Annotated in this window: 17 protein-coding genes; 12 read left to right on the top strand and 5 right to left on the bottom strand. The window is 70.3% G+C overall.

Annotated elements, in window-relative coordinates; all coding sequences use genetic code 11:
- Positions 1-168: 168 nt before the first annotated feature.
- Positions 169-846, bottom strand: a complete 678-nt coding sequence (locus ACFQV6_RS17070; protein WP_014447921.1) for a Crp/Fnr family transcriptional regulator — start codon at positions 844-846, stop codon at positions 169-171.
- A gap of 206 nt (positions 847-1,052) precedes the next feature.
- On the opposite strand from ACFQV6_RS17070, the gene ACFQV6_RS17075 reads away from it, so the two are divergent.
- The 5 genes from ACFQV6_RS17075 to ACFQV6_RS17095 all read left to right on the top strand — a co-directional run bounded on the left by ACFQV6_RS17075 (position 1,053) and on the right by ACFQV6_RS17095 (position 5,702).
- A complete protein-coding gene (locus tag ACFQV6_RS17075) occupies positions 1,053-2,237 on the top strand; it encodes a CapA family protein (protein ID WP_378028462.1) in 1,185 nt (394 codons plus the stop codon).
- Between the two features lie 35 nt (positions 2,238-2,272).
- Positions 2,273-3,079, top strand: a complete 807-nt coding sequence (gene nth / locus ACFQV6_RS17080; protein ID WP_378028463.1) for an endonuclease III — start codon at positions 2,273-2,275, stop codon at positions 3,077-3,079.
- Positions 3,076-3,693, top strand: coding sequence for a TlpA family protein disulfide reductase (locus ACFQV6_RS17085; protein WP_378028464.1), 618 nt, complete (start codon positions 3,076-3,078; stop codon positions 3,691-3,693). The genes nth and ACFQV6_RS17085 overlap by 4 nt, the downstream gene beginning before the upstream one ends.
- 73 nt (positions 3,694-3,766) lie before the next feature.
- Positions 3,767-4,495, top strand: coding sequence for an NUDIX hydrolase (locus ACFQV6_RS17090; protein WP_378028465.1), 729 nt, complete (start codon positions 3,767-3,769; stop codon positions 4,493-4,495).
- 28 nt (positions 4,496-4,523) lie between these two features.
- A complete protein-coding gene (locus tag ACFQV6_RS17095; RefSeq protein WP_378028466.1) occupies positions 4,524-5,702 on the top strand; it encodes a MarP family serine protease in 1,179 nt (392 codons plus the stop codon).
- Positions 5,703-5,942: 240 nt separating this feature from the next.
- On the opposite strand, the gene mycP is transcribed toward ACFQV6_RS17095, so the two are convergent.
- Both mycP and eccCa read right to left on the bottom strand, forming a co-directional pair.
- Positions 5,943-7,274 carry a type VII secretion-associated serine protease mycosin gene (gene mycP / locus ACFQV6_RS17100; protein WP_378028467.1) on the bottom strand — a complete coding sequence of 444 codons (1,332 nt, stop codon included), beginning with the start codon at positions 7,272-7,274 and terminating at the stop codon, positions 5,943-5,945.
- A gap of 172 nt (positions 7,275-7,446) precedes the next feature.
- Positions 7,447-11,343 carry a type VII secretion protein EccCa gene (gene eccCa / locus ACFQV6_RS17105; RefSeq protein ID WP_378028468.1) on the bottom strand — a complete coding sequence of 1,299 codons (3,897 nt, stop codon included), beginning with the start codon at positions 11,341-11,343 and terminating at the stop codon, positions 7,447-7,449.
- Between the two features lie 166 nt (positions 11,344-11,509).
- Here eccCa and eccD point away from each other — a divergent pair, with 166 nt between their 5' ends.
- Positions 11,510-12,931: a type VII secretion integral membrane protein EccD gene (gene eccD, locus ACFQV6_RS17110; RefSeq protein ID WP_378028497.1), complete on the top strand. Its 1,422-nt coding sequence runs from the start codon at positions 11,510-11,512 to the stop codon at positions 12,929-12,931.
- A 242-nt stretch (positions 12,932-13,173) separates the two neighbouring features.
- On the opposite strand, the gene ACFQV6_RS17115 is transcribed toward eccD, so the two are convergent.
- Positions 13,174-13,689, bottom strand: coding sequence for an inorganic diphosphatase (locus tag ACFQV6_RS17115; RefSeq protein WP_378028469.1), 516 nt, complete (start codon positions 13,687-13,689; stop codon positions 13,174-13,176).
- A gap of 1,350 nt (positions 13,690-15,039) precedes the next feature.
- Here ACFQV6_RS17115 and dacB point away from each other — a divergent pair.
- The 6 genes from dacB (at position 15,040) to folE (ending at position 22,089) form a co-directional block, all read left to right on the top strand.
- On the top strand, positions 15,040-16,434 hold the full coding sequence (gene dacB, locus ACFQV6_RS17120) for a D-alanyl-D-alanine carboxypeptidase/D-alanyl-D-alanine-endopeptidase (protein WP_378028470.1): 1,395 nt from the start codon (positions 15,040-15,042) through the stop codon (positions 16,432-16,434).
- A 54-nt stretch (positions 16,435-16,488) separates the two neighbouring features.
- On the top strand, positions 16,489-17,529 hold the full coding sequence (locus ACFQV6_RS17125) for a zinc-dependent metalloprotease (protein ID WP_378028471.1): 1,041 nt from the start codon (positions 16,489-16,491) through the stop codon (positions 17,527-17,529).
- Between the two features lies 1 nt (position 17,530).
- Positions 17,531-18,505 carry a tRNA lysidine(34) synthetase TilS gene (gene tilS / locus ACFQV6_RS17130; RefSeq protein WP_378028472.1) on the top strand — a complete coding sequence of 325 codons (975 nt, stop codon included), beginning with the start codon at positions 17,531-17,533 and terminating at the stop codon, positions 18,503-18,505.
- Between the two features lie 65 nt (positions 18,506-18,570).
- On the top strand, positions 18,571-19,146 hold the full coding sequence (gene hpt, locus ACFQV6_RS17135) for a hypoxanthine phosphoribosyltransferase (RefSeq protein WP_378028473.1): 576 nt from the start codon (positions 18,571-18,573) through the stop codon (positions 19,144-19,146).
- 277 nt (positions 19,147-19,423) lie between these two features.
- Positions 19,424-21,445: an ATP-dependent zinc metalloprotease FtsH gene (gene ftsH / locus ACFQV6_RS17140; RefSeq protein ID WP_378028474.1), complete on the top strand. Its 2,022-nt coding sequence runs from the start codon at positions 19,424-19,426 to the stop codon at positions 21,443-21,445.
- The gene (gene folE / locus ACFQV6_RS17145) at positions 21,442-22,089 is read left to right on the top strand and encodes a GTP cyclohydrolase I FolE (protein WP_378028498.1); all 648 of its coding nucleotides are present in this window, start codon (positions 21,442-21,444) and stop codon (positions 22,087-22,089) included. Before ftsH ends, folE begins: the two co-directional genes overlap by 4 nt.
- Here folE and ACFQV6_RS17150 read toward each other — a convergent pair.
- Complete coding sequence (locus ACFQV6_RS17150; RefSeq protein WP_378028475.1) at positions 22,082-22,342, bottom strand: hypothetical protein; 261 nt, start codon at positions 22,340-22,342, stop codon at positions 22,082-22,084. The two genes, folE and ACFQV6_RS17150, sit on opposite strands and share 8 nt — an antisense overlap.
- Positions 22,343-22,425 lie beyond the last annotated feature (83 nt).

The raw sequence follows: 22,425 nt of genomic DNA on the forward strand, positions 1-22,425 counted from the left end.
GCCGCGCCCTTCCCTGTCACGCCGGTGCCTCTCGGCCACCTCCGTAACGAGCGTCCGTGTGGGTGCGACACGGATTCGGCTGTGGAGGCCCGGTACCTCGAACAGGTGGATCAGGCACGTTTAAGGGCCTGTCCGTATGGACAGGCCCTTATTGAGCGCAGTACAAAATCAGACGCGGGCGCGGCGTGCCAGGCGCTCGGGGTCCAGAATGATCACGCTCTTGCCGTCGAGCCGGAGCCAGGCGCGGGACGCGAAGTCGGCCAGAGCCTTGTTCACCGTCTCGCGGGAGGCGCCGACGAGCTGGGCCAGCTCCTCCTGGGTCAGGTCGTGCGTGACCCGCAGGACGCCACCGTCGCGGGTGCCGAACCGGCCCGCCATCTGCAGCAGGTTTTTCGCGACCCGGCCGGGCACGTCCGTGAAGATCAGGTCGGCCAGCGCGTCGTTGGTCCGGCGCAGCCGGCGGGCGAGCACCCGCAGGAGCTGCTCGGCGATCTCGGGCCGGTTGTTCAGCCAGGGGCGCAGCGACGACTTCTTCAGCCGGGCCAGCCGGCTGTCGGTCACCGCGGTGGCGGTCGCCGTCCGCGGGCCGGGGTCGAAGAGCGAGAGCTCACCGAGCATGTCGGACGGGCCCATGATGGAGACGAGATTCTGCCGCCCGTCCGCCGCCCGGCGCCCGAGCTTGATCTTGCCGGACAGAACGATATACAGGCTGTCCCCGGCCTCGCCCTCGTTGAAGACCACGTCGCCCTTGCGGACTTCGATCGTGTCCATCTCCTTGGCGAGCGCCTCGGCGGCTTCCGGGTCAACGCCCTGGAAGATTCCGCTGCGAGCCAGTACCTCATCCATCGCCGCACCTCCGAAAACGCGCAACGTCTGCGCTCGATCAGTCTAGGCGCACGCGGGCGGGAAACGGGCGGCCACCCCTTGATCCAGATACCGGACGGTAACCAGGTTTGCCCTGACCGCCCGAGATGAATAGGCGGTACGGGCATATCAGGACAGGCCTTTCGTCGGTCGATCCCGCTTGCGACCCGACGGTATCGTCCCGGTCGATGAATTCGCATCCCCCCTCCCCCCGCCAGGGCCTTTTCGGACGGCCCGCTCTCACCGTCACGATTGCGGTGGCCGCCCTGATTGGTGCTGGATTGGGAGGAATCGCCCTGGCGAAACGGGGCGACGGAGACGCTCCCCGCTGGAGCGCGCCGGCGGCATCCGGTCCGGCGGGGGAGCCGGTCACGCGCCCCCCGATCGAGGAGTCCGGCGCCGTCGAGTCGATCACGCTCTCCGCCACCGGCGACATCATCATGGGCAGCGCGCCGAACCGGTTGCCGGCCGACGCGGGCAACGGCTTCTTCGACTCCGTCCAGGAGGGGCTCGCCTCCGACCTGGTGATGGGCAACCTGGAACAGCCGCTCACCGGCGACACCGGCACCTCCAAATGCGGTTCGCCGCCGCGGCCCAACTGTTTCGCCTTCCGGTCGCCGCCGTCCTACGCCGCGCACCTCAAGGACGCCGGATTCCAGCTGCTCAACACGGCCAACAACCACTCCAAGGACTACGGCACCCAGGGATATCGCAACACGGTGAAGGCGCTGGAGGAGGCCGGGCTCGCACACACCGGCGCCGAGGACCAGATCACCGTCGTGGACGTCAAGGGAATCAAGGTCGCGGTGGTCGGTTTTTCACCGTACGCGGGAGCGAACAACCTGAACGACCTGGAGGCTGCCGCCGCCGTGGTGACCGAGGCGAAGTCACAGGCCGACCTCGTCGTGGTGCAGGTGCACATGGGCGCGGAGGGCTCCGACAAGACGCACGTGAAGCCGGGCACCGAGCTGTTCTTCGGGGAGAACCGGGGCGATCCGATCAAGTTCAGTCACACGGTTGTCGACGCCGGGGCGGATCTGGTTGTCGGGCACGGACCGCACGTCCTGCGCGGGATGGAGTTCTACCAGGGCAAGCTGATCGCCTACAGCCTCGGGAACTTCGCCGGTGGCGGGCGGACGCTGTCCCGCAGCGGTGACCTCAAGTACGCCGGGATCCTGCACGTGTCGCTGACCAAACAGGGTGAGTACGCGGGTGGCAGGTTCCTCTCGACGTATCTGAACAGCGTCGGCGTACCGGTCCGGGACGACGGCGACGAGCGCGGCCGCAAGATGGTCGACCGGCTCTCGGCATCCGACTTCGAGGACTCCGCCGTCACGATCGGTGACGACGGGGCGATCAAGCCCTCGGCGTGACGGATGATCTCGACCTGCCGAAGTACTCTTTACCGGTGACCGAACCCCGCGCAGCGACTGCTTCCCGCTTCGCGCGGGAGACGGAGCTCGGCCGCAAACGCCGGGCCCGCAGAATGGCCCGGGTGCTGGCCGAGACCCACCCCGACGCGCACTGCGAGCTCGACTTCACCAACCCGCTCGAGCTGGCGGTCGCGACGATTCTGTCCGCGCAGACCACCGACGTGCGGGTCAACCAGGTGACACCGAAACTGTTCCAGCAGTACCCGACGGCTGCCGACTACGCCGCCGCGGACCGCGCCGAGATGGAGCTGCTGCTGCGGCCCACGGGCTTCTTCCGCGCCAAGACCAACTCGCTGATCCGGCTGGGGCAGGCCCTCCTCGAGAAGCACGACGGCAGCATTCCGAACCGGCTGGACGCTCTGGTGAAGCTGCCCGGGATCGGGCGGAAGACGGCCAATGTGATCCTGGGCAACGCTTTCGGCGTACCGGGCATCACCGTGGACACCCATTTCCGCCGGCTCACCAACCGTTTCGGCTGGGTCGACGAGATGGACGAGGTGAAGATCGAGTTCCTGGTCGCCGGCATGATCGAGAAACGCGACTGGACGATGCTGTCGCACCGGGTGATCTTCCACGGGCGGCGGGTGTGCCACTCACGGACTCCGGCATGCGGCGCCTGCACGCTGGCGAGCATGTGCCCGTCGTACGGGACAGGGCCCACCGAAGCGGCGCCGGCGGCGAAACTGCTCAAGGGCCCCCGGGCCCGCGAGCTCGCCGAGGCCGCCGGCGTCGACCCCGGTCTGGTGCCGGCCGCCGCGGTGCTCGCGCCGGAGGAACCGTGAGCCGGTCCCTCGGGCTGCCGGCGGCTGTCGCCGCCCGGGTGGCGCGGTTGGCGGCTGTCGCCGCCCGGGTGGCTCTGTCGGCGGCCGCCGTCCTGGTGGTGCTGTCAGCCTGCACGGCCGCCGTCGAGCCGGACGAACCGGAGATACCGTCGCCATTCACTGACTGCGCCGCGCTGACCGGCTCGGCACCGGCCGCCACCGAGCTTCCGGAGGTCGTGTTGCCCTGCTTCACCGGCGGCGCAGAGGTGAGCATGGGTGACCTGCGCCTGCCCGCTGTGATCAACATCTGGGCGTCGTTCTGCGCGCCCTGCCGCGACGAGCTGCCGGTGATGCAGGGGCTCGCCGACCGCGCCGACGGGCGGTACACGGTGGTCGGTGTGGACAGCGGGGACGGCCGATCGGCCGCAGCGTCGTTCGCCGCCGACCACGATGTCAGCTTTCCGACCCTGTTCGACCCGGAGCGCCGGTTCGCCAGCGCCCTCGGGCAGGCCACCCTCCCGGTCACCGTGTTCGTCGGCGCCGACGGCAGGATGTACGTGCATCGTGAAGCCGTGAACGTCGACGACCTGATCAAGCTGATGCCGGAGCACACCGGCGTGACGGTGAAGCGATGAGCGAGCTTGCGAGCGAGTCATCAGGCTCAGTTTTTCGCTCATGGCGGCGCCGGAGCGAAGCGGAGGTGATGGCATGAGCCAGGGACGGGTTCTCGCCCGGCCGGACGGTCTGCCGTCCTGGTTCGAGCCGCTGCTGACCCGGGCCGGCCAATGCCGGACCGAGGACTTCACCCCGCTGCGCGAGCCGGTCGGCGGCGGAGGCCGGGCCAGTGCCGTGCTGGTGCTGCTCGGCGAGAGCGAGCCGGGCCCCGACACCCCGGGCGGGCCCGACCTGCTCATCCTCCAGCGAGCCGCGACCATGCGGAACCACGCCGGTCAGCCCGCCTTCCCGGGCGGTGCCACCGACCCGGAGGACGCCGACGCCACAGTCACCGCGTTGCGGGAGGCGAGCGAGGAGGTCGGCCTCGACCGGTCCAGCGCGGAGGTGCTCGCGCTGCTGCCGGACCTGTGGATCCCGGTCAGCCGGTTCGTCGTCACCCCGGTGCTGGCGTGGTGGCGCCACCCGCACGAGGTGCACCCCTTGCAGCCCGCCGAAGTCGCCCATGTCGCACGTCTGCCGATCAGTGAACTGGCCGACCCCGCGAACCGTATCCGGGTGCGACATCCGAGCGGTTGGATCGGGCCCGCGTTCCAGGTCCGTGGGCTGCTCGTCTGGGGCTTCACGGCGGGGGTGATCTCAGTTCTGCTCGACATGGCCGGGTGGTCCCAACCGTGGGAGCAGGGCCGCGTCGTCGAACTTCCCGACGCCTCGGCACCCGTACCGGCGGCGCGCGGCGGAGCGCCCGACGAGGTGGTGTCGTGAGGTGGCCCCCGACTTCTACTCTGAGTGAGTGCCCGTGGTCGATGTAATTCTGATCGTGCTGATGCTGCTCTTCGCGATCAGCGGATACCGGCAGGGCTTCGTGATCGGTGCGCTCTCGCTGGGTGGCTTCTTCAGCGGCGTTCTGATCGGCCTCCAACTGGGGCCGCTGCTCGCCCGGCAGTTCGCCGACGGCACGGTCCGGCTGGTGGTCGCCCTCGCGGTGATCCTCATCCTGGCGGTCCTCGGTCAGACCCTGGCCGGCTGGCTCGGCACCAACCTGCGCCGCGGCATCTTCAGCAAGCCGCTGCAGCACCTCGACGACGCCGGCGGCGCGGTCATCTCGGTGGTCGCCCTGCTGCTGGCCTCCTGGCTGGTCGCGGTGCCGCTCGGCTCCACCCCGTTCCCCGCGATCAACCGCGAGTTCCGCAGCAGTGCGATCCTCACCGGCATCAACGGCCTGATGCCGGAGGAGGCCCAGACCCTCTCCTCGGCACTGCAGGACACCCTGGACACCAGCGGCTTCCCCGACGTGTTCGGCGGGCTGGCCCGGACCCAGGCCAAGGAGGTCGCCGAGCCGGACAAGCGGCTGGCGAGCTCCAAGGTGGTGCAGGATTCGAAGCGGTCGGTCCTCAAGGTGCTCGGCGCGGCGCCGAGCTGCTCACGGCGCATCGAGGGCACCGGCTTCGTGTACGCCCAGGAGCGCGTCATGACCAACGCGCACGTGGTGGCCGGCACCGAAGAGGTGGTCGTGGAGACCTCTCGCGGCCAGCTCGAGGGCACCGTGGTGGTGTACGACCCGAAACGTGACCTCGCCGTCCTGCACGTGCCCGGCCTGCGTGCCCCGGTCATGCCCTTCGTCCAGAAGGAAGCCACCACGGGGGCGAACGCGATCGTGCTCGGATACCCCCAGGACGGTCCGTACAACGCCCAGTCCGCCCGCGTCCGCGACGTCAGCCGCATCACCGGCCCGGACATTTACGACTCGGGCGACGTGACCCGCGAGATCTACACGATCAAGTCGTATGTCCGCAGTGGCAACTCGGGCGGCCCCCTGATCGACCCGAACGGCGACGTCCTCGGCGTGATCTTCGCAGCGGCGGCGGACGACAAGAACGTCGGCTTCGCCCTCACCGCGGACGAGGCCGCCGGCACCGCGAAAGCAGGCCGCGAGAACACGAAGGGCGTCCGCACCGGCGAGTGCGCCTGACACGAACGGGGACCTGCCGCGCTCAGCCCGGCTCCCGGCTCCGCCGCGCTCAGCCCGGCTCCCGGCTCAGCCCGGCTCCCGGCTCAGCCCGGCTCCCGGCTCCGCCCGGCTCCCGGCTCCGCCGCGCTCAGCCCGACCCAGGCGGCTGAGATCTCCCGCTCGCGCTCAACCCGCGCCCGGCGGCCTGAGATGTGCGTTCGCGCAGTCCACGGCCCGCCGGGCTTCGCGCTCAGCCCGCCGTCAGCTCGTGGCCCGGGCGAACCGGCGAACGGTCACCGCAGCGGCGACCGCCGACAGCAGGAACAGCATCAGGGCGACCAGCCGGGCATAGCTGGCCCCTTCAGTAGCCGGAGCCGACGGGCCGGCCCAGCCGCCACCGTGTGACCCCGGCTCACCGGTGGGAGCGCCCGGCTGCCCCGACGCCTCAGGCGCCGACTGCGCCTCTCCCGAGACCGGCGCACTGCCGAACCGCGCCACACCCTGAGGCGGCGTGTTGTCCAGCGGGTTGTCCAGCGCGGCCTGCACCTCGGTCGACGTCAGGGCCGCCACGGGGTCGACAAGACCGAAACCGTACTGCGGGTCGCGGCCGGTGGCGCCCCGATCCTTGGCCGTCCGGATGATCCGGTTGACCACCTCGCCGGCCGGCATGTCGGGCCACCTCGACCGCAGCAGAGCGGCAGTGCCGGCCACCATCGGTGCGGCGAAGCTGGTGCCCTGTACGCGCCAGTAACCGTCCGGGCCGCGGGCGCCGACCAGCTGTGTGGCCGGGGCCGTGATCACGGTCTCCTTGCCGGTGATCGAACCGGACCAGAGCACGTCACCGTCGCGTTCCATGCCGGCGACGGCCAGGACGCCCGGTTCGCGGGCCGGGTACCAGACGCCGGTGGACGACGAGCTGTTCGAGGCGTTCGCGTTGCCGGTGCAGGCGATCACCACCACGTCCTTGGCGAACGCGTAGTCGAGGGCCGCGGCCAGGGTGGCGCTGGAACCGCTGCCGCCGAGCGACAGGTTCAGCACCTTGGCGCCCTTGTCGACGGCCCAGCGGACGGCTTTCGCAACAACAAGGGCGTCGTTGTAGCGGTTGTCCGCGTCGAGCACGCGGATCGGCAGGATCTTGGCCTTGGGGGCGATCCCGACGACTCCCGCGGTGTCGTCGGAGCGGCCGGCGATGATGGCCGAGACCGTGGTGCCGTGGCCGACCGGGTCGGTCTGGCCGTCGCCGTCCCCGGCGACCAGGTCGATGCCGGGCAGCACCTGACCCTGCAGGTCGGGGTGGCGCCCGTCGACGCCGGAGTCGATGACCGCGACCGTCACGCCGGCGCCGTTCGCATAGGTCCAGGCGCCGGGCACGTTGAGGGTTTTCAGGTGCCACTGCTCGGCCCGCACCCAGTCGGTGGCGGCACCGGCGGCGGGCTCCGCGAGGGGGCCGACAGCGGGCGCAGCGAGCGGGCCGGCAGCGGGCGCAGCGAGGGCCGCGGTGGCGGGTGCGCCAACGGCCAGCAGGCCGGCCAGCGTTGCCGCGCTCAGCCGCTGCACGCCCGGCCGGCTCAGCACGCCCGGCCGGCTCAGCACCGGGCACCGCCGAGGGGCGCACGACATCGCGGCCGCAACGGCCGGGATTCTTCGCTCACTCTGCTCACGGGTCGGCGTCGCCATTTCAGTCGGTCAGTCGATGGAGGGAGATTACTCCCAACGGAGGGCGTGTCGCTGCGGTCCTGAGTGGCTAATCGCACTCCGAGTCTGTTCATTTCGCCGAATCCCGGAAGGGCGGCAGGTGTGCGAGCTGGATCAGCCGAACCCCTTCACGTCGAGTGACCAGGTGACCACGCCCTGGTGGCAGCGTGGAAGGCCGGACGGTACCCAGCAGCGCGCCCTCCTCCGGCGCACCGGACATCACCAGGCCCGGTGCGGAGAGCTCGCGCAGCCGCTGGATGACCGGCTCATAGAGCGACCGCCCGGCGCCACCCGCCCGGCGGGTGAGGATCAGGTGCAGGCCGATGTCGCGGGCCTGCGGAAGGTGTTCGAGGAGCGGCGTCAGCGGGTTGACCGGCCCGGAGACGACCAGGTCGTAGTCGTCGATCAGGACGAACAGCTCCGGCCCGGTCCACCAGGATCGCTCCCGCAGCTGTTGAGCCGTCACGTCCGGGCCGGGCAGCCGGCGTTCCATGTATCCGGCGACGGACTGCATCAGGTCCAGCGTCTGTGGCGCCTGTATCCCGTACCCGATGCGGTGTTCTGTCTCCGGAAGGTCCATCAGGCTGCGGCGGTAGTCGACCAGGATGATCCGCGCCTGCTCGGGCTCGAACCGCGAGGTCACCGAGGTGGCGAGCGCCCGCAGGAACGACGACTTACCGCACTCCGCGTCGCCGAAGAGCAGGAAGTGCGGATCGGCCGCGAAGTCGATCGTCACCGGGCGCAGGTCGGCCTCGGCGATGCCGATCGGGATGCGCAGATCGGAGCCGCTGTCGGGCTCGACCTCGGCATAGGGCACAGCGGCCGGCAACAACCGCACCCGCGGCGTCGACGGACCGGTCCAGGCCGCCGCGACTGCCTTGACCAGCCCGGTGGTGTCGCCGAGCGCGCTCACCTCGGGCTTCACGGTGAGCAGGTGCAGGCCGCGGCTGCGGTCCGTGGGGTGTTCCAGCACGCCCCGGCCCGGCTCCTCCGGCACGGCGGCGGCCGCCCGCCGGTTGACGATCGAGTCGGCCGGGTCGCCGAGCCGCAGCTCCAGCCGGGAGCCGAAGAGGTCCCGCACGGCCGGTCGGAAGTCCAGCCAGCGGGAAGCCGTGGCCACCAGGTGGATGCCGTAGGACAGGCCACGGGTCGCCAGATCGGTGAGCACCGGCTCCAGTTCCTCGAAGTCCTTGCGCACGGTCGACCAGCCGTCCACCACCAGGAAGACGTCGGTGCCCTGCCGCTGCCGGTACGCCGCCATCGACTCCACCCCGGCTTCGGCGAAGAGCCGCTCCCTCTCGGCCAGCAGCGTCACCACCTCACCCGCGGTACGCCGGACCCCCTCCGCCTCCAGCCGCCCGAACACCCCGCCCACGTGCGGCAGGTCCCGCACCGCCCCGAGCGCACCGCCACCGAAATCCAGGCAGTACACCCGCACCTCGGCCGGGGTGTGTGTGAGCGCGAGTCCGCAGATCAGCGTCCGCAGCACAGTGGACTTGCCGCTGAGCGTCCCGCCCACCACCGCGACGTGTCCCGCCGACCCGGCCAGCTGAAACCACATGACGTCGCGCAACTGCTCCCGTGGCTTGTCGACGAGCGCGACCGGCACCTGCAACTTCGCGTGCAGGGCGGGGTTGGTGACGGTCAGCCCGCGCTCCGGATCAGCGCCGACCGGGCCGAGCAGCTCGTCCAGCGTGGCCGGCCGGTCGAGCGGGGGCAGCCACACCTGATGCGCCGGCGGCCCCTGACCCGCGAGCCGGCTCACCAGTACGCCGAGCAGGCTCTCACCCGCCGGACGCTCCTCGCGCCTCACGGGCACCGGCGCCGGAACAGACCGTGTCGACCACGGCAGCACCCGTCTCCCCGGCGCGAGCTCCAGCTCCTTACCCACCCGCCGCACCGGGCCCGACGCGTACGCCACCTTGAACCGGCTCAGTACCTCGGTACCCGACTTGACGTAGCCGTGCCCCGGCATGCGCGGCAGCTCGTACGCATCCGGCACGCCCAGCACCGCCCGTGACTCCAGGGCCGAGAACGTCCGCAACCCGATCCGGTACGACAGGTGGGTGTCCAGCCCGCGCAACCGCCCGTCCTCCAGCCGCTGACTGGCGAGCAGCAGGTGCACACCGAGCGACCGCCCCAGCCGCCCGATCTGCAGGAACAGCTCGATGAACTCGGGCTTCTTCTGCAACAGCTCGGAGAACTCGTCGCAGACCACCAGCAGCGACGGCAGCGGTGGCAGCGGCACACCGTCGGCCCGCGCCCGCTCGTAGTCCCGCAGGCCCGCGTAGTTGCCCGCCTTGCGCAGCACCTCCTGCCGCCGGGTCAGCTCGCCGTCGATGGCGTCGGCCATCCGGTCGACGAGCGGGAGCGCGTCCTCCAGGTTCGTGATCAGGGCGGCGGTGTGCGGCAGCCGGTCCATCGAGGCGAACGTCGCACCCCCTTTGAAGTCGATCAGAACGAAGTTGAGCGTCTCGGACGAGTGGGTGGCCGCGAGCGCCAGCACGAGCGTGCGCAGCAGCTCCGACTTGCCCGAGCCGGTGGCGCCGATCAGCAGGCCGTGCGGACCCATCCCGTCCTGCGCCGACTCCTTCAGATCAAGCTCGACCGGTGAACCGTCCTCGCTCCTGCCGATCGGCACTCGCAGGCGCTCCCGGTTGCGCCGGGGCTGCCAGCCGCCGGTCGCGGTGAAGCTCTCCGGATCGTTGATGCCGAGCAGCTCGGCCAGCCCCGCCTCGGCGGCGGGAGAGACGCCGGCCAGGTCGGCCGCGCCGGCCAGACGCAACGGCGCGAGACGCCGGGCGACGGCTTCGACCTCCGCTGTGGACAGACCGTCGGCACGCCCGGCTTCGATGCGCTGATCCGATGTGTACGTCGAGAGCGCCCCGCCCGCAGCGATCGTCAGGACCAGCTCCGACCGATCCGGCATCCGCGGCGGTGTGGCGTCCAGATCGAGCACGGTCACCCCGGCCGTCCCGTCGCCGACCGGGTCGGTGCCGTCCCGCACGATCACCAGGTGTGGCACGGTCTCGCCCGCCTCGCCGGGCTGGAACCGCGGCCGATCGGCAACCAGATCGTCGATCAGCGACGCGAGCTCCGCGCTCGAAGCGGCCACCAGCCGAACCGCTCCGAGCGCGTCGGCCCGGACCGGATGCCGCCCGTGCGGAAGCCATTTCACCCACTCCCAGTCCGCCCGCCGCTCCGGCCCCGCGCACACCGCGATCACCAGATCGTCAGGTGGGTGGAACACCGCGAGCTGAGTCAGCACCGCCCTGATCAGGGCGCGGCCGTCGTCGCTCTCCTGGCTGACGGGGCGGACGAACACCCGAGCGAAACCGCGCAACGACATCGCCACCGGCATGTCGGGCACCACCGAATAGGCGTCGAGGAAGCGGCGCATCGCTCCCGCGGTCATCGGCTCCAGCTCGTCGACCGGACGGGTCTCCGGCGCCACCAGCGGCGTCGCCAGGGTCTGCGGCCCCAGCCCGACCCGGACCACCCCGAAGTCGGAATCGCCCGAGCGGCGCTCCCAGACCCGATGACTGACCACCGTGGACCAGAGCCGCCCCGGATCCGGATGCCGATAGAGCAGACCGGCCCGCTGGCGGTGTGCGGTCTCGCGCACCCGCCGGCGCAGTGCCGCGAGATGTCGCAGATACTCCCTGCGGGCGGCCACCATCTCGGCCTTGCGCGGGCCACCGGACGCACCGAACGACAGGAACAGCATGGCCAGCGCCGAGACACCGAAGAGGCCACCGATCACATACGCATAGGGGCCGCTGCGCCCCTGCCCCATCATCATGGCCATCGCGAGGGTGCCGCCCAGCATCGGCAGCGCCATCAGCCACTGGTGCCAGCGCCCCGCCACCTCCCGCGGGATCTCCGGCGGCGGATCGACGTGCAGGTCGCCGGACGGGATCTCCGGGGCCGGCCGGCGAGCGGACCGCGTGATCGTCACGGTGCCCATCGCTCACCCCCCGCATCGTCGCTTTGCGTGTCCCGAATGGTTACGGGGCATCACCGGTCCGCTCATGCTAGGTAAAGTTCGGGCTTCCCCGCAGGACCATCTTCTTCGATGTGGATAACCCCGGAATCGGGCTGTGGACAGTCCTGTGGATAACGAAGGGATCCTGGTGAGCACCGGTCTCGCCCGCGTCACGATCAATGCGCCGCAGCGCCGCGTCGACGTTGCTCTCCCCGAGCACGTGCCCCTCGCCGAGCTGCTGCCGGACGTTCTGCGGCACGCCGGCGAGGACCTCGCCGACGAGGGCGAGAAGCACGGTGGGTGGCTGCTCAGGCGCGCCGACGGTGTCACCCTGCGCGAGGGTCAGGATCTACACCATCAGGGTGTACGGGACGGCGAAGTCCTCCACCTCGTCCCCGCCGCCGACGAGTGGCCCGAACTCGATTACGACGACGTCGTCGAGGCGATCGCCGAGGGCGCCCGTCGTCGCGGCGGCGTCTGGACCCCCGCCACCACCAGGACAGCCACCCTCGTCGCCGCTGCCGTCCCCCTGACGCTCGGCCTCCTGCCGTTGCTCGCCAGCGCCGGCCGGAACAGCACCGGCTTCGTGGGCCTCGGCCTGGCCGCGCTGCTCACCCTCACCGGGACGATCGCTTCGCGGGCGTACGCCTACGCCGCGGCCGGCATCACCCTGACCGCCTGCGCCCTGCCCTATGCCTTCCTCGGCGCTGCCACGGTAGTCACCTCGTACGACAAATTCACCCCGTACGACAACTCCGGCCCGCTCGCCTGGATCGGCGCTCCCGAAACGGTGGCCGGCTCGGTCGCGGTACTCCTCTTCGCGGCCTTCGGCGCCGCGGGTGTCGCCGCCGGGACCCGGTTCTTCGCCGCCGCGATGACGACCGCCCTGCTCACCGCGCTCACGGCCGTGATCAGCCTCGTCCTACCGGCCGTCGCCGCCGCCGCGGTGCTGATCTCGGTGCTGGTCTGCGGGATCGCCCTGCTGCCCCTCCTGGCCGTACGCCTCGGCCGCGCTCCCCGCCCCCCGATCACGCTGCCCGCTGAGACCGGCCCGGCCGACACCCTCGACCGTGCCGCGGTCTTCAAGGCCGTGGCCCGCACCGACGAACTCCTGGCCGGGATGCTCCTCGGCCACGCCGTCCTGGCCGCCGGCGCCTTCATCCTGCTGGCCACCGCCGGTACCCTTTCCGCACGCCTCCTGACAGCAGTCAGCGCGATCGCCCTACTGCTGCGCTGCCGCCTCTTCGTCACCCGCCGCCAGCGCCTCCCGTTACTGGCCGGCGGACTGATCGGCCTGCTCACCCTCGGCGTAGACCTTCTCCACCCACCATCCGGCGTGCCCTTCTCGAACTTGATCGGCTCGGACGTCGCCTCAGCCGCCGCGCTGACCACCGGCGCCGCCCTGATCGCCCTGCTCATAGTCGTCGCCGGCGCCACCTACGCCGACCGCCCGCCATCGCCCTACATGAGCCGCGCCGCCGACCTGCTCGACACCGCCGCCGTCATCTCGGTGATCCCCGTCGCCTGCGCCGTGACCGGCCTCTACACCGCGGTCTCCGGCCTCACCTGACGGCTCCAGCCACGCGACAGGGTCAACGGGCGCGCACGGACGCCTATCGTGCGCGTTGACTCACGTGATCCCTCGCAGACGCACACGCAACCCCACTGTGTGCGCCCATCCCCTCGCCGCTGTCCGGAGCACTCTCAGCGGTGCATGAATGGGCGGAATGGGTTTAGTGACGCCAAAAGACCGCACCTGCGGGCGCGGGGCTCGCAGGTGCGGTCGTCAGCGGTGCGTGGGGAAGCCGGTTGTCAGTGGTGTTCGCCCTCGGCGGCCTCGGCCGCCTCGTGAACTTCGGCGCGCTTGAAGGAGGCAAGGATCTCCGCCTCCGCCTCGATGCGGCCGACCCAGGTGGCACCCTCGACGGACTTGCCGGGTTCCAGGTCCTTGTAGACCGTGAAGAAGTGCTGGATCTCCATCCGGTCGAACTCGCCCAGGTGGTGGATGTCGCGCAGGTGCTCCTGACGCGGGTCCTCGTAAGGCACGCAGAGGACCTTGTCGTCGCGGCCCTTCTCGTCGGTCATCCGGTACATGCCGATCGCACGGGCGCGGACCAGGCAGCCGGGGAAGGTCGGCTCCTGGATCAGCACCAACGCGTCCAGCGGGTCGCCGTCCTGGCCCAGGGTGCCCTCGATGAAGCCGTAGTCCGCGGGATACTGTGTCGCGGTGAAGAGGGTCCGGTCCAGCCGGATTCGACCCGTCTTGTGGTCGACCTCGTACTTGTTGCGCTGCCCCTTGGGGATCTCAACCAGAACGTCGAAATCCATTATTCGCTCCCCTTTTGCTTGCCCGCCTGAATAGACCGGGTCCGCCGGGCGGGAGCGGGGCGTGGAAGCAGGGGCCCACAGGATCCGCGCGCAACGGTGTGCCGGATGTCGCTAGTCTCCCCTAAGTCTGACGCCACGGGCGAGGAGGGGCGTGTGACGAGGCAAGATTCACATAACAGTGCGGACAATACCCGCGTGTCGGGTTCGCAAACCGGCGCCGAAGACGCTAGTCCGGCATCCGGTCAGGCCAGTGTGCCCCCGTCTGTCCCGAACCAGACCTCTGCGCCGTCAGCCGCCCAGGGCCAGGCCGCTGTGCCATCGCCCACCCAGGGCCCGCCGGCTGGTTTCCCCACACAAGCTCAGTCTCCTGTACGCCAACGCACTTCTCCGGGAAATCCACCGTCATCAACGTGGCCCGAGGCGGCTCCCGCGCAGCCGACGACCTCGCCGTGGTCCCCGGCATCTCCTCCGCAGGCCTCACCGTGGGCGCCTGCTTCCCCTCCGCCGCAGCAGCCGCACAACTCGCCTTGGGCGACGGCGCCGGCGAACTCCGGGCACGCGGCAGTGCCGGCACCGCGGTCAGCGCCAGGATCTGGGCAGCCGCCTGTGTCCGGGCAGCCGCCTGTGTCCGGGCAGCTGCCCGCGCCTCAGCCGGGGCCCGGAGTGAGTCCGGCGACCTCGCCTGGCTATCCGCCCAGCGGTCCCAATCCGGCGGGGCCGTGGAGTTCGCCTCCGGCATCCCAGCAGGGGATCGTCGCTGATCCGGATCGGACGCAGCAGATCGGTCTGACGGGCGATCGGAATCAGCCGAGCGGCACGGCGGCGGCGGGCGGCCCGGTTGCGGGAGCAGGCAGGGCCACGGGAGCAGGTAGCGCGGTGGCAGGCACTGCGGCTGTAGCTGGCAGTGCGGGAGCGGCTAGTGGGGCTCTGGCAGGCGCGACGGTTCAGGTGAGTGGGATAGCGGATGTACTCGCTGGAGGGCCCGCTCAGGGGAACGTCTCGGCTGGCGATCAGAGTCGTGTGAGCGGACCTTCCGTTGATCCGGCGAAAGCGGGTGACCCGGCGCGAGCGGGTGAGTTGGATCACTCCGGGAGCAAGTCTGTGACGGCGGCGCCGACGGTGGGAGAGGCGGTAGCTGAGGGCTACGGGCGGGCGTCGGTTCCGTTGAACACCACTCGGACGGCGGCTGGGAGTGTGGGTTCGGCGGGGACTCGGGCGCCGGTGCCGGCAGCTCCGCCCGGCGCGGGCGGCAAAGGCGTTACCGGCGACGAAGATCGCCCGGTGGCGGCGGGACCCTTCGTGTCTCGTACGAAAAAGGTCTCTGTTCTTTCGGTATTGATCTTGGCTTTGGTGGCAGCGGTCGGGCTGGTGGTGCGGCCGGGGCCGGTGGATGGGTGGCTCGGTGCTTCGGAGACCACCGCGCCCACTACTCCGCCGCCGTCGCCTGATCCGGATCCGACGCCGGTGTTGGCTGCTGCGGAGGCGCAGGGCACGACGCCGGACACGGCCGCGGTGAAGGCGGCACTCGACCCGCTGGTGGGTGCGAGCGCGCTCGGGTCGGTGAACGTGCAGGTGCTCGATGTGGCTTCGGACACGGTGCTCTACGAGCGGAAGCCGGACGGTATGACCACTCCGGCCTCGACCACGAAGGTGCTGACCGCGGCGACGGCGCTTGCCGCGCGGGGGCCCGCCTACCGGTTCGAGACGCGGGTGGTGGCGGGTGAGAATCCCGGCGAGATCGTGATCGTCGGGGGCGGTGACGTGACGCTCGGTGTGAACAAGAAGACGCTCTTCCCGGGTGCGGCCCGCCTGGATGATCTGGCCGCGCAGGTGCGCAGGAAGCTCGGTAGCGCCGAGGTGACGAAGGTGCTGGTGGACACGTCGCTGTTCACCGGGCCGGAGACCGCTACCGGCTGGGGTGGCGGTGACATCGGGGACGGGCAGGTGGCCCGGGTGCAGTCGCTGATGACCAACGGTGGCCGGGTGGCACCGGTGCACAACGACCAGGGTGGTGATCCGCGGTTCTCGGATCCGGCGCTGGCCGCGGGTAAGGCGTTCGCGAAGTTCCTCGGTGTGACGTCGGTGAGCAGGGGGACGGCTCCCGAGGGGGAGGCGAGTGCGCCGACTGAGGGCGAGGCGAGTGCCCCGGCTGAGGCTGAGGGTGAGATGGCGCCGGGGACCGAGCTGGGGAAGGTCGAATCGCCGCCGCTCGTGCAGGTCGTCGAGTGGATGTTGCAGATGAGCGACAACGTGCTGGCCGAGGCGATCGGGAGGCAGGTGGCGCTGGCCGCTGACAAGCCGGCGAGCTTCGAGGGTACGGCCGACGCAATGGGCGAGAAGCTGACCGAGCTGGGGCTGCCCGCCGAGGAGGCCCTGCTGTACGACGCCAGCGGCCTCTCCAACCGGAATGCGATCAGCCCGGCCCTGCTGGTGCGGACGCTGGCCCTGGCAGCCGGCGGCGAGCAGGCCGCGCTGAGCAACCTGTTCAACGGTCTGCCGGTGGCCGGCTGGTCCGGGACCCTGCGGACGCGGTTCGTCACGCCCAGCCCGAACCGGAGCGCGCAGGGCATCGTGCGGGCCAAGACCGGGACGCTGAGTGGGGTGAACACCCTGGCCGGTGTGCTGATCACCAGGGACGGGCGGGTGCTGGCCTTCGCGATCATGGCGAAGGGCGGGCCGAGCGCGAGTGCGGCGAAGGTTGCCCTGGACAGGGTCGCCGCCCGGCTGGTGCAGTGCGGCTGCTGATCCCGGGGGTTTCACCTGAGTGCGGCCTGGAGTCGCGCGGGTACGGTGGGCTGCATGGCGCAGTTCGTTGACTGGGATCTTGCCGCCGCGACCGCGGGCGCGCTCTCCAAGACAGGCCCCGCGGTTTCGCTGGACGAGGCGACTCAGGTGGTGTCCGAGCTGCGGGATCTCACCGACGAGGCGGCCGGGCACGTCGCGGCTTACACGGGTCTGGTTCCGCAGGTGGAGGTGCCGCCGGTCCGGGTGGTCGACCGGCGCGACTGGGCGAAGGTGAACATCGCCGGGCTGAAGCAGGTGATCGGCCCGCTGGTGAGCCGGATCTCCGGTGACAAGCCGCCGGGGCAGTTCGCCGACGCGATCGGGTCGCGGGTCACCGGTGTGCAGGCCGGGACGATCCTGGCGTTCCTCTCCGGCCGCGTGCTCGGGCAGTATGAGGTGTTCTCCAGCGACCCCGGTCAGCTGCTGCTGAACGCTCCGAACATCGTCGATGTCGAACGCAAGATCAACGCGGATTCCCGGGACTTCCGGCTCTGGGTGTGCCTGCACGAGGTGACGCACCGCACACAGTTCACCGCGGTGCCGTGGATGCGCGGTTACTTCCTCGGTGAGGTGCAGGCGTTCGTCGACGCCTCGCAGGGCGGCGAGCACGTCCTGGAGCGGCTGCGCCGCGGCGTCGCCACGCTGTCCGACTCGCTGCGCAACCCGGACAGCCGCGTCTCCGTGCTCGACATCGTGCAGACACCGGGGCAGAAGGCCGTGCTGGACCGGCTGACCGCGCTGATGACCCTCCTCGAGGGGCACGCCGAGTTCGTGATGGACGGCGTCGGCCCCGAGGTGATCCCGTCGGTCGAGTCGATCCGGGCCAAGTTCAACCGCCGCCGCGAGACCGGCAACCCGATGGAGAAGGCGATTCGCCGCCTGCTCGGCGTCGAGGTCAAGATGCGGCAGTACGCGGAGGGCCGCAAGTTCGTCCACGGTGTCGTCGAGCGGGTCGGCATGACCGGCTTCAACCAGATCTTCACCTCACCGCTGTCGCTGCCCCGGCTGGAGGAGCTGGGCGACCCGGACGCGTGGGTCACCCGGGTTCACGGCTGAGATGGCACGGATTCCCCCTCCGGTTGCGGCCGTCCGCACCGCGGTTCGCCGCGGCCTGGCCGACCTGCCGGAGGACGCCCTGGTGCTTGTCGCCTGTTCGGGCGGTGCCGATTCGCTGGCCCTGGCCTCGGCGGCCCGGTTCGCCCGCCGCCGGGCCGGCCTGGTCACCGTCGACCACGGCCTGCAGGAGGGTTCCGATCGGCGGGCCCGGTCGGTGGCCGCGTGGGCGCGCGACGCCGGGTTCGACCCGGTGCGGATCGAGACCGTCTCGGTGGCCGGCCTGACCGGTGGACCGGAGGCGGCCGCCCGCACAGCGCGCTACACGGCCCTGACCACCGCCGCCGCCGAGCTCGGCGCCGCGGCGGTGCTGCTCGGGCACACCCGGGACGACCAGGCGGAGACGGTGTTGCTGGCGCTGGCCCGCGGTGCCGGGCCGCGCGGGCTCGCCGGGATGCCGGTCCGTCGCGGGGTGTTGCGCCGGCCGCTGCTCGACGTGGCGCGGGCGGACACCCGCAAGGCGTGCGCGGCGCTGGGCCTGGCGCCCTGGGAGGACCCGCACAACACCGACCCGGCGTATGCGAGGTCCCGTGTCCGCGCCACGGTCCTGCCCGCCCTGGTCGACGCGCTCGGCCCGGCGGTGCTGGGAAACCTGGCCCGGACGGCGTCCCTCGCGGCGGCGGACACGGCCGCGCTGGACGAGCTGGCCGGTGCGGCTCTGGAGCAGTCCCGCTCGGAGGCGGGGCTGTCGGTGGCTGTTCTGACCGGTCTGCTGCCCGCGGTGCGGGGGCGGGTGCTGCACAGCTGGGCCCGGGAGCTGGGTGCGCCGGGTGGTGCGCTGGCGTACCGGCATGTGGTCGCCCTGGACGCTCTGGTGACCGGCTGGCACGGGCAGGGCAGCGTGCATCTGCCCGGCGGGATCGAGGTGGCACGCCGTTCGGGCGACCTCGTCCGGGTGGTTCCGGCACATATCAAGTGAGGCCGCCGGAACGGAATCCGGCCCCGTTAGAGAATCCGTAACCTCCATGGGGCAGGCTTAGCCCCATGGCTGATGGCTCTTGGTACGACGCCGACATCGACCACGTGATCATCTCGGAGGAACAGATCCGGGAAAAGATCGACGAACTGGCCAAACAGGTCTCCGCGGACCACATGGAAGCCGCTGACGGAATCCTGCTGGTCTGCGTGCTGAAGGGTGCGGTCATGTTCATGGCCGATTTCGCCCGGTCCCTCGGGCGGCACGGGCCGTCCACCGAGATGGAGTTCATGGCCGTCTCGTCGTACGGGCAGGGCACCACCTCGTCCGGTGTCGTCCGCATCCTCAAGGACCTGGACCGGGACATCGCCGGCCGGCACGTCCTGGTGGTCGAGGACATCGTCGACTCCGGACTGACGCTCTCCTGGCTGATGAAGTACCTCGAGTCGCGTTCCCCCGCGAGTGTCGAGGTGGTGGCGCTCTTCCGTAAGCCGGACGCGGTGAAGGTGCAGGTCCCGGTCCGCTACGTGGGCTTCGACATCCCGAACGAGTTCGTCGTCGGTTACGGCCTGGACTTCGCGGAGCGTTACCGGGAGTTGCCCTACGTGGGTGTTCTCCGGCCTGAGGTGTACGCCCGTAGCTGAACCGCTTTCTCAGCGTGTTCTCAGTAATGGTCGTTATGGGCGGTTTTACACCTGAACCGCCCTGACTTACCGCCGTTTACGCGTGGTTCGCCCTGGAGCCTCACGGGTTCGTAAAGGGCACCTACGGTGTACGGTCGAGTGACCGATGGCGTGGTAGTCACGAACGCCGGAGGGGCTGGATACCGAAAGCGGATCCGGCAGCCGCCGGTGGGCGGTGACGTTGAGGTGACCAGGACGCCGATCAGGAGGGTCCGGGCGCTTGGCGCCCGACAACAGTATGGAACGTACGCGTTTCTTCCGCCGCCCGGTGGTCTGGATCATTCTGGTGATCATCGGCGTAGTCGCGCTGAGCTCATTCTTCACCAGTGGTCCCAGCTACCAGAGGGTAGACACTTCGGTCGCTCTTGAGCGCCTGAACCAGCCCGGTATCGAGAAGATCGTCCAAAAGGACAAGGAGCAGACGCTCCAGATCGATCTCGCGCAGTCCGAGCGGTTCAACGGCAAGATGACCGACAAGATCGAGACTCAGTACCCGTACGAGGTCACTGAGGCCATCTGGGATGACATCCAGCAGGCCAAGGCCGCCGGCCGGGTGACCGGGACGATCAACGCCACGGTCTCCGGCGACAACATCCTCCTCAGCCTGCTGATCAACCTGCTGCCGATCGCGATCCTCGTGGTTCTGCTGCTGCTGTTCATGTCGCAGATGCAGGGTGGCGGCTCGCGGGTGCTCAACTTTGGCAAGTCCAAAGCGAAGATGATCACCAAAGACACGCCGAAGACGACGTTCGCCGACGTGGCGGGCGCCGACGAGGCGGTCGAGGAGCTCCACGAGATCAAGGACTTCCTGCAGAACCCGGCGAAGTACCAGGCTCTCGGCGCCAAGATCCCGAAGGGGGTGCTGCTCTTCGGCAGCCCCGGTACGGGTAAGACGCTGCTGGCCCGTGCCGTCGCCGGTGAGGCGGGAGTGCCCTTCTACTCCATCTCCGGCTCGGACTTCGTGGAGATGTTCGTCGGTGTCGGCGCGAGCCGGGTCCGCGACCTCTTCGAGCAGGCCAAGTCGAACGCGCCGGCGATCGTCTTCGTCGACGAGATCGACGCTGTCGGCCGGCACCGTGGCGCCGGCATGGGCGGTGGCCACGACGAGCGTGAGCAGACGCTCAACCAGCTGCTCGTCGAGATGGACGGCTTCGACACCAAGGGCGGCGTGATCCTGATCGCCGCCACCAACCGGCCGGACATCCTGGACCCCGCGCTGCTGCGCCCGGGCCGTTTCGACAGGCAGATCCCGGTGGACAACCCCGACATGGAGGGCCGCAAGGCGATCCTGCGGGTGCACGCCAAGGGCAAGCCGTTCACGCCCGACGTCGACCTCGACGCGGTGGCCCGCCGCACCCCCGGTTTCTCGGGTGCCGACCTGGCCAACGTGATCAACGAGTCCGCGCTGCTGACCGCCCGTAACGAGAAGCGGGCGATCTCCAACGAGTTCCTCGAGGAGGCGATCGACCGGGTCATCGCCGGCCCCGAGCGCCGGACCCGGGCGATGAGCGACAAGGAAAAGAAGATCACCGCCTACCACGAGGGTGGGCACGCGCTGGTGGCGTTCGCGCTTCCGCACTCCGCGCCGGTGCACAAGGTGACGATCCTTCCGCGTGGCCGCTCGCTGGGTCACACGCTCGTCCTGCCGACCGAGGACAAGTACACCCAGACCCGCGCCGAGATGATCGACACCTTGGCGTATGCGCTGGGTGGCCGGGCCGCCGAGGAGCTCGTCTTCCACGAGCCCACGACCGGTGCCGGCAACGACATCGAAAAGGCCACCGGCCTCGCCAAGGCCATGGTCACGCAGTACGGCATGAGTTCCAAGCTGGGCGCCGTGAAGTACGGCACCACCGGCGACGAGCCGTTCATGGGCCGCAGCATGGGCCATGAGAAGGCGTACTCGGACGCGGTCGCCGCCGACATCGACGGCGAGGTGCGCGCGCTCATCGAGCTCGCTCACGACGAGGCCTGGGAGATCCTGGTCGAGTACCGCGACGTGCTCGACAACATGGTCCTCGAGCTGATGGAGAAGGAAACCATCACTCAGGACGACATGAACCGGATCTGTGCCCGGGTGCAGAAGCGCCCGCCGATGTCGCCGTTCAACGGCTTCGGCAAGCGACTGCCCTCCGAGGCGCCCCCGGTGCTCACGCCGGCCGAGCGGGACAAGCTCAAGGCACAGGCGGAGGCGGACGGGCAGATCGCCGTCGGGCCGAACCCGAACGCCAGCGCGAACGGCGCGGAAGGCAGCAACTGATCAGCAAGCGAGACGAACTCGACTACCTCGCCGCCCGTTTGGTCGACGGCAAGCTCACCGGTACCCCGGTCGAGCAGGCCGTCGACCTCGGGCGGATCGAGAAAGCGGTCCGGGAGATCCTCATCGCGGTCGGTGAGGACCCGGACCGTGACGGTCTCCAGCGCACACCGGCCCGGGTGGCCCGGGCCTACGCTGAACTGTTCGCCGGCCTCCGGGTGGACCCGGCGACCGTGCTCACCACCAGCTTCGAGGCGGACCACGAGGAACTCGTCCTGGTCCGCGACATCGAGCTGCAGAGCATGTGCGAGCACCACCTGCTGCCGTTCAAGGGTGTCGCGCACATCGGCTACATCCCCGGCACCGACGGGCGCATCACCGGCCTGTCGAAGCTGGCCCGCCTCGTCGAGGTCTTCGCCCGCCGCCCGCAGGTGCAGGAGCGGCTCACCTCGCAGATCGCCGACCTGCTCATGGCCCAGCTGGGCGCGCGCGGTGCGATAGTCGTCCTCGAGTGCGAGCACCTCTGCATGGAGATGCGCGGCATCCGCAAGGCCGGCGCGCGGACCGTGACGAGCGCGGTGCGCGGCGGCTTCAAGACCGACGGCAAGGTCCGCGCCGAGGCGATGGCCCTGATAAACGCTAGATGAGGCTCCTGAACTGGTTCGCGGAATCCATCGCGGCCCGGGTCAGCTGAGTCGCCTCGTCAAGACGCTCCCGGGCCTGCTGGAGGCTCGCGATCGCGGCGGCGGCGGCCGGGTGCAGTGAGCCGACCGCGGTCAGCCGTAGCAGGGCCAGCGACTGGTCCATCTGCTCCGCGACGGCCTGGATGCCGACGATCGCCCGCTCCGAGCCGGCCACCGACGTCGCTAGATTGACCTTGACCTCTTCGACGTTCGCCACAGCTGTGCCTCCCCTTGGTTTGAGCAGTGCTTCGAGCCGGCCAGTTCAGCAGCGGTTCGAATGCGGCTAGTTCAGCAGCGGTT

Source organism: Actinoplanes sp. GCM10030250 (genome assembly GCF_042666575.1).
In the GTDB taxonomy this organism is placed as follows: domain Bacteria; phylum Actinomycetota; class Actinomycetes; order Mycobacteriales; family Micromonosporaceae; genus Actinoplanes.

What these genes read in the sequence shown, in the direction of transcription:
- ACFQV6_RS17115 (WP_378028469.1), bottom strand. Translation starts at nt 13,689, where the DNA reads ATGGATTTCGACGTTCTGGTTGAGATCCCCAAGGGGCAGCGCAACAAG.
- tilS (WP_378028472.1), top strand. Translation starts at nt 17,531, where the DNA reads ATGGCACGGATTCCCCCTCCGGTTGCGGCCGTCCGCACCGCGGTTCGC.
- ACFQV6_RS17125 (WP_378028471.1), top strand. Translation starts at nt 16,489, where the DNA reads ATGGCGCAGTTCGTTGACTGGGATCTTGCCGCCGCGACCGCGGGCGCG.
- ACFQV6_RS17075 (WP_378028462.1), top strand. Translation starts at nt 1,053, where the DNA reads ATGAATTCGCATCCCCCCTCCCCCCGCCAGGGCCTTTTCGGACGGCCC.
- ACFQV6_RS17090 (WP_378028465.1), top strand. Translation starts at nt 3,767, where the DNA reads ATGAGCCAGGGACGGGTTCTCGCCCGGCCGGACGGTCTGCCGTCCTGG.
- eccCa (WP_378028468.1), bottom strand. Translation starts at nt 11,343, where the DNA reads ATGGGCACCGTGACGATCACGCGGTCCGCTCGCCGGCCGGCCCCGGAG.
- hpt (WP_378028473.1), top strand. Translation starts at nt 18,571, where the DNA reads ATGGCTGATGGCTCTTGGTACGACGCCGACATCGACCACGTGATCATC.
- ACFQV6_RS17070 (WP_014447921.1), bottom strand. Translation starts at nt 846, where the DNA reads ATGGATGAGGTACTGGCTCGCAGCGGAATCTTCCAGGGCGTTGACCCG.
- ftsH (WP_378028474.1), top strand. Translation starts at nt 19,424, where the DNA reads ATGGAACGTACGCGTTTCTTCCGCCGCCCGGTGGTCTGGATCATTCTG.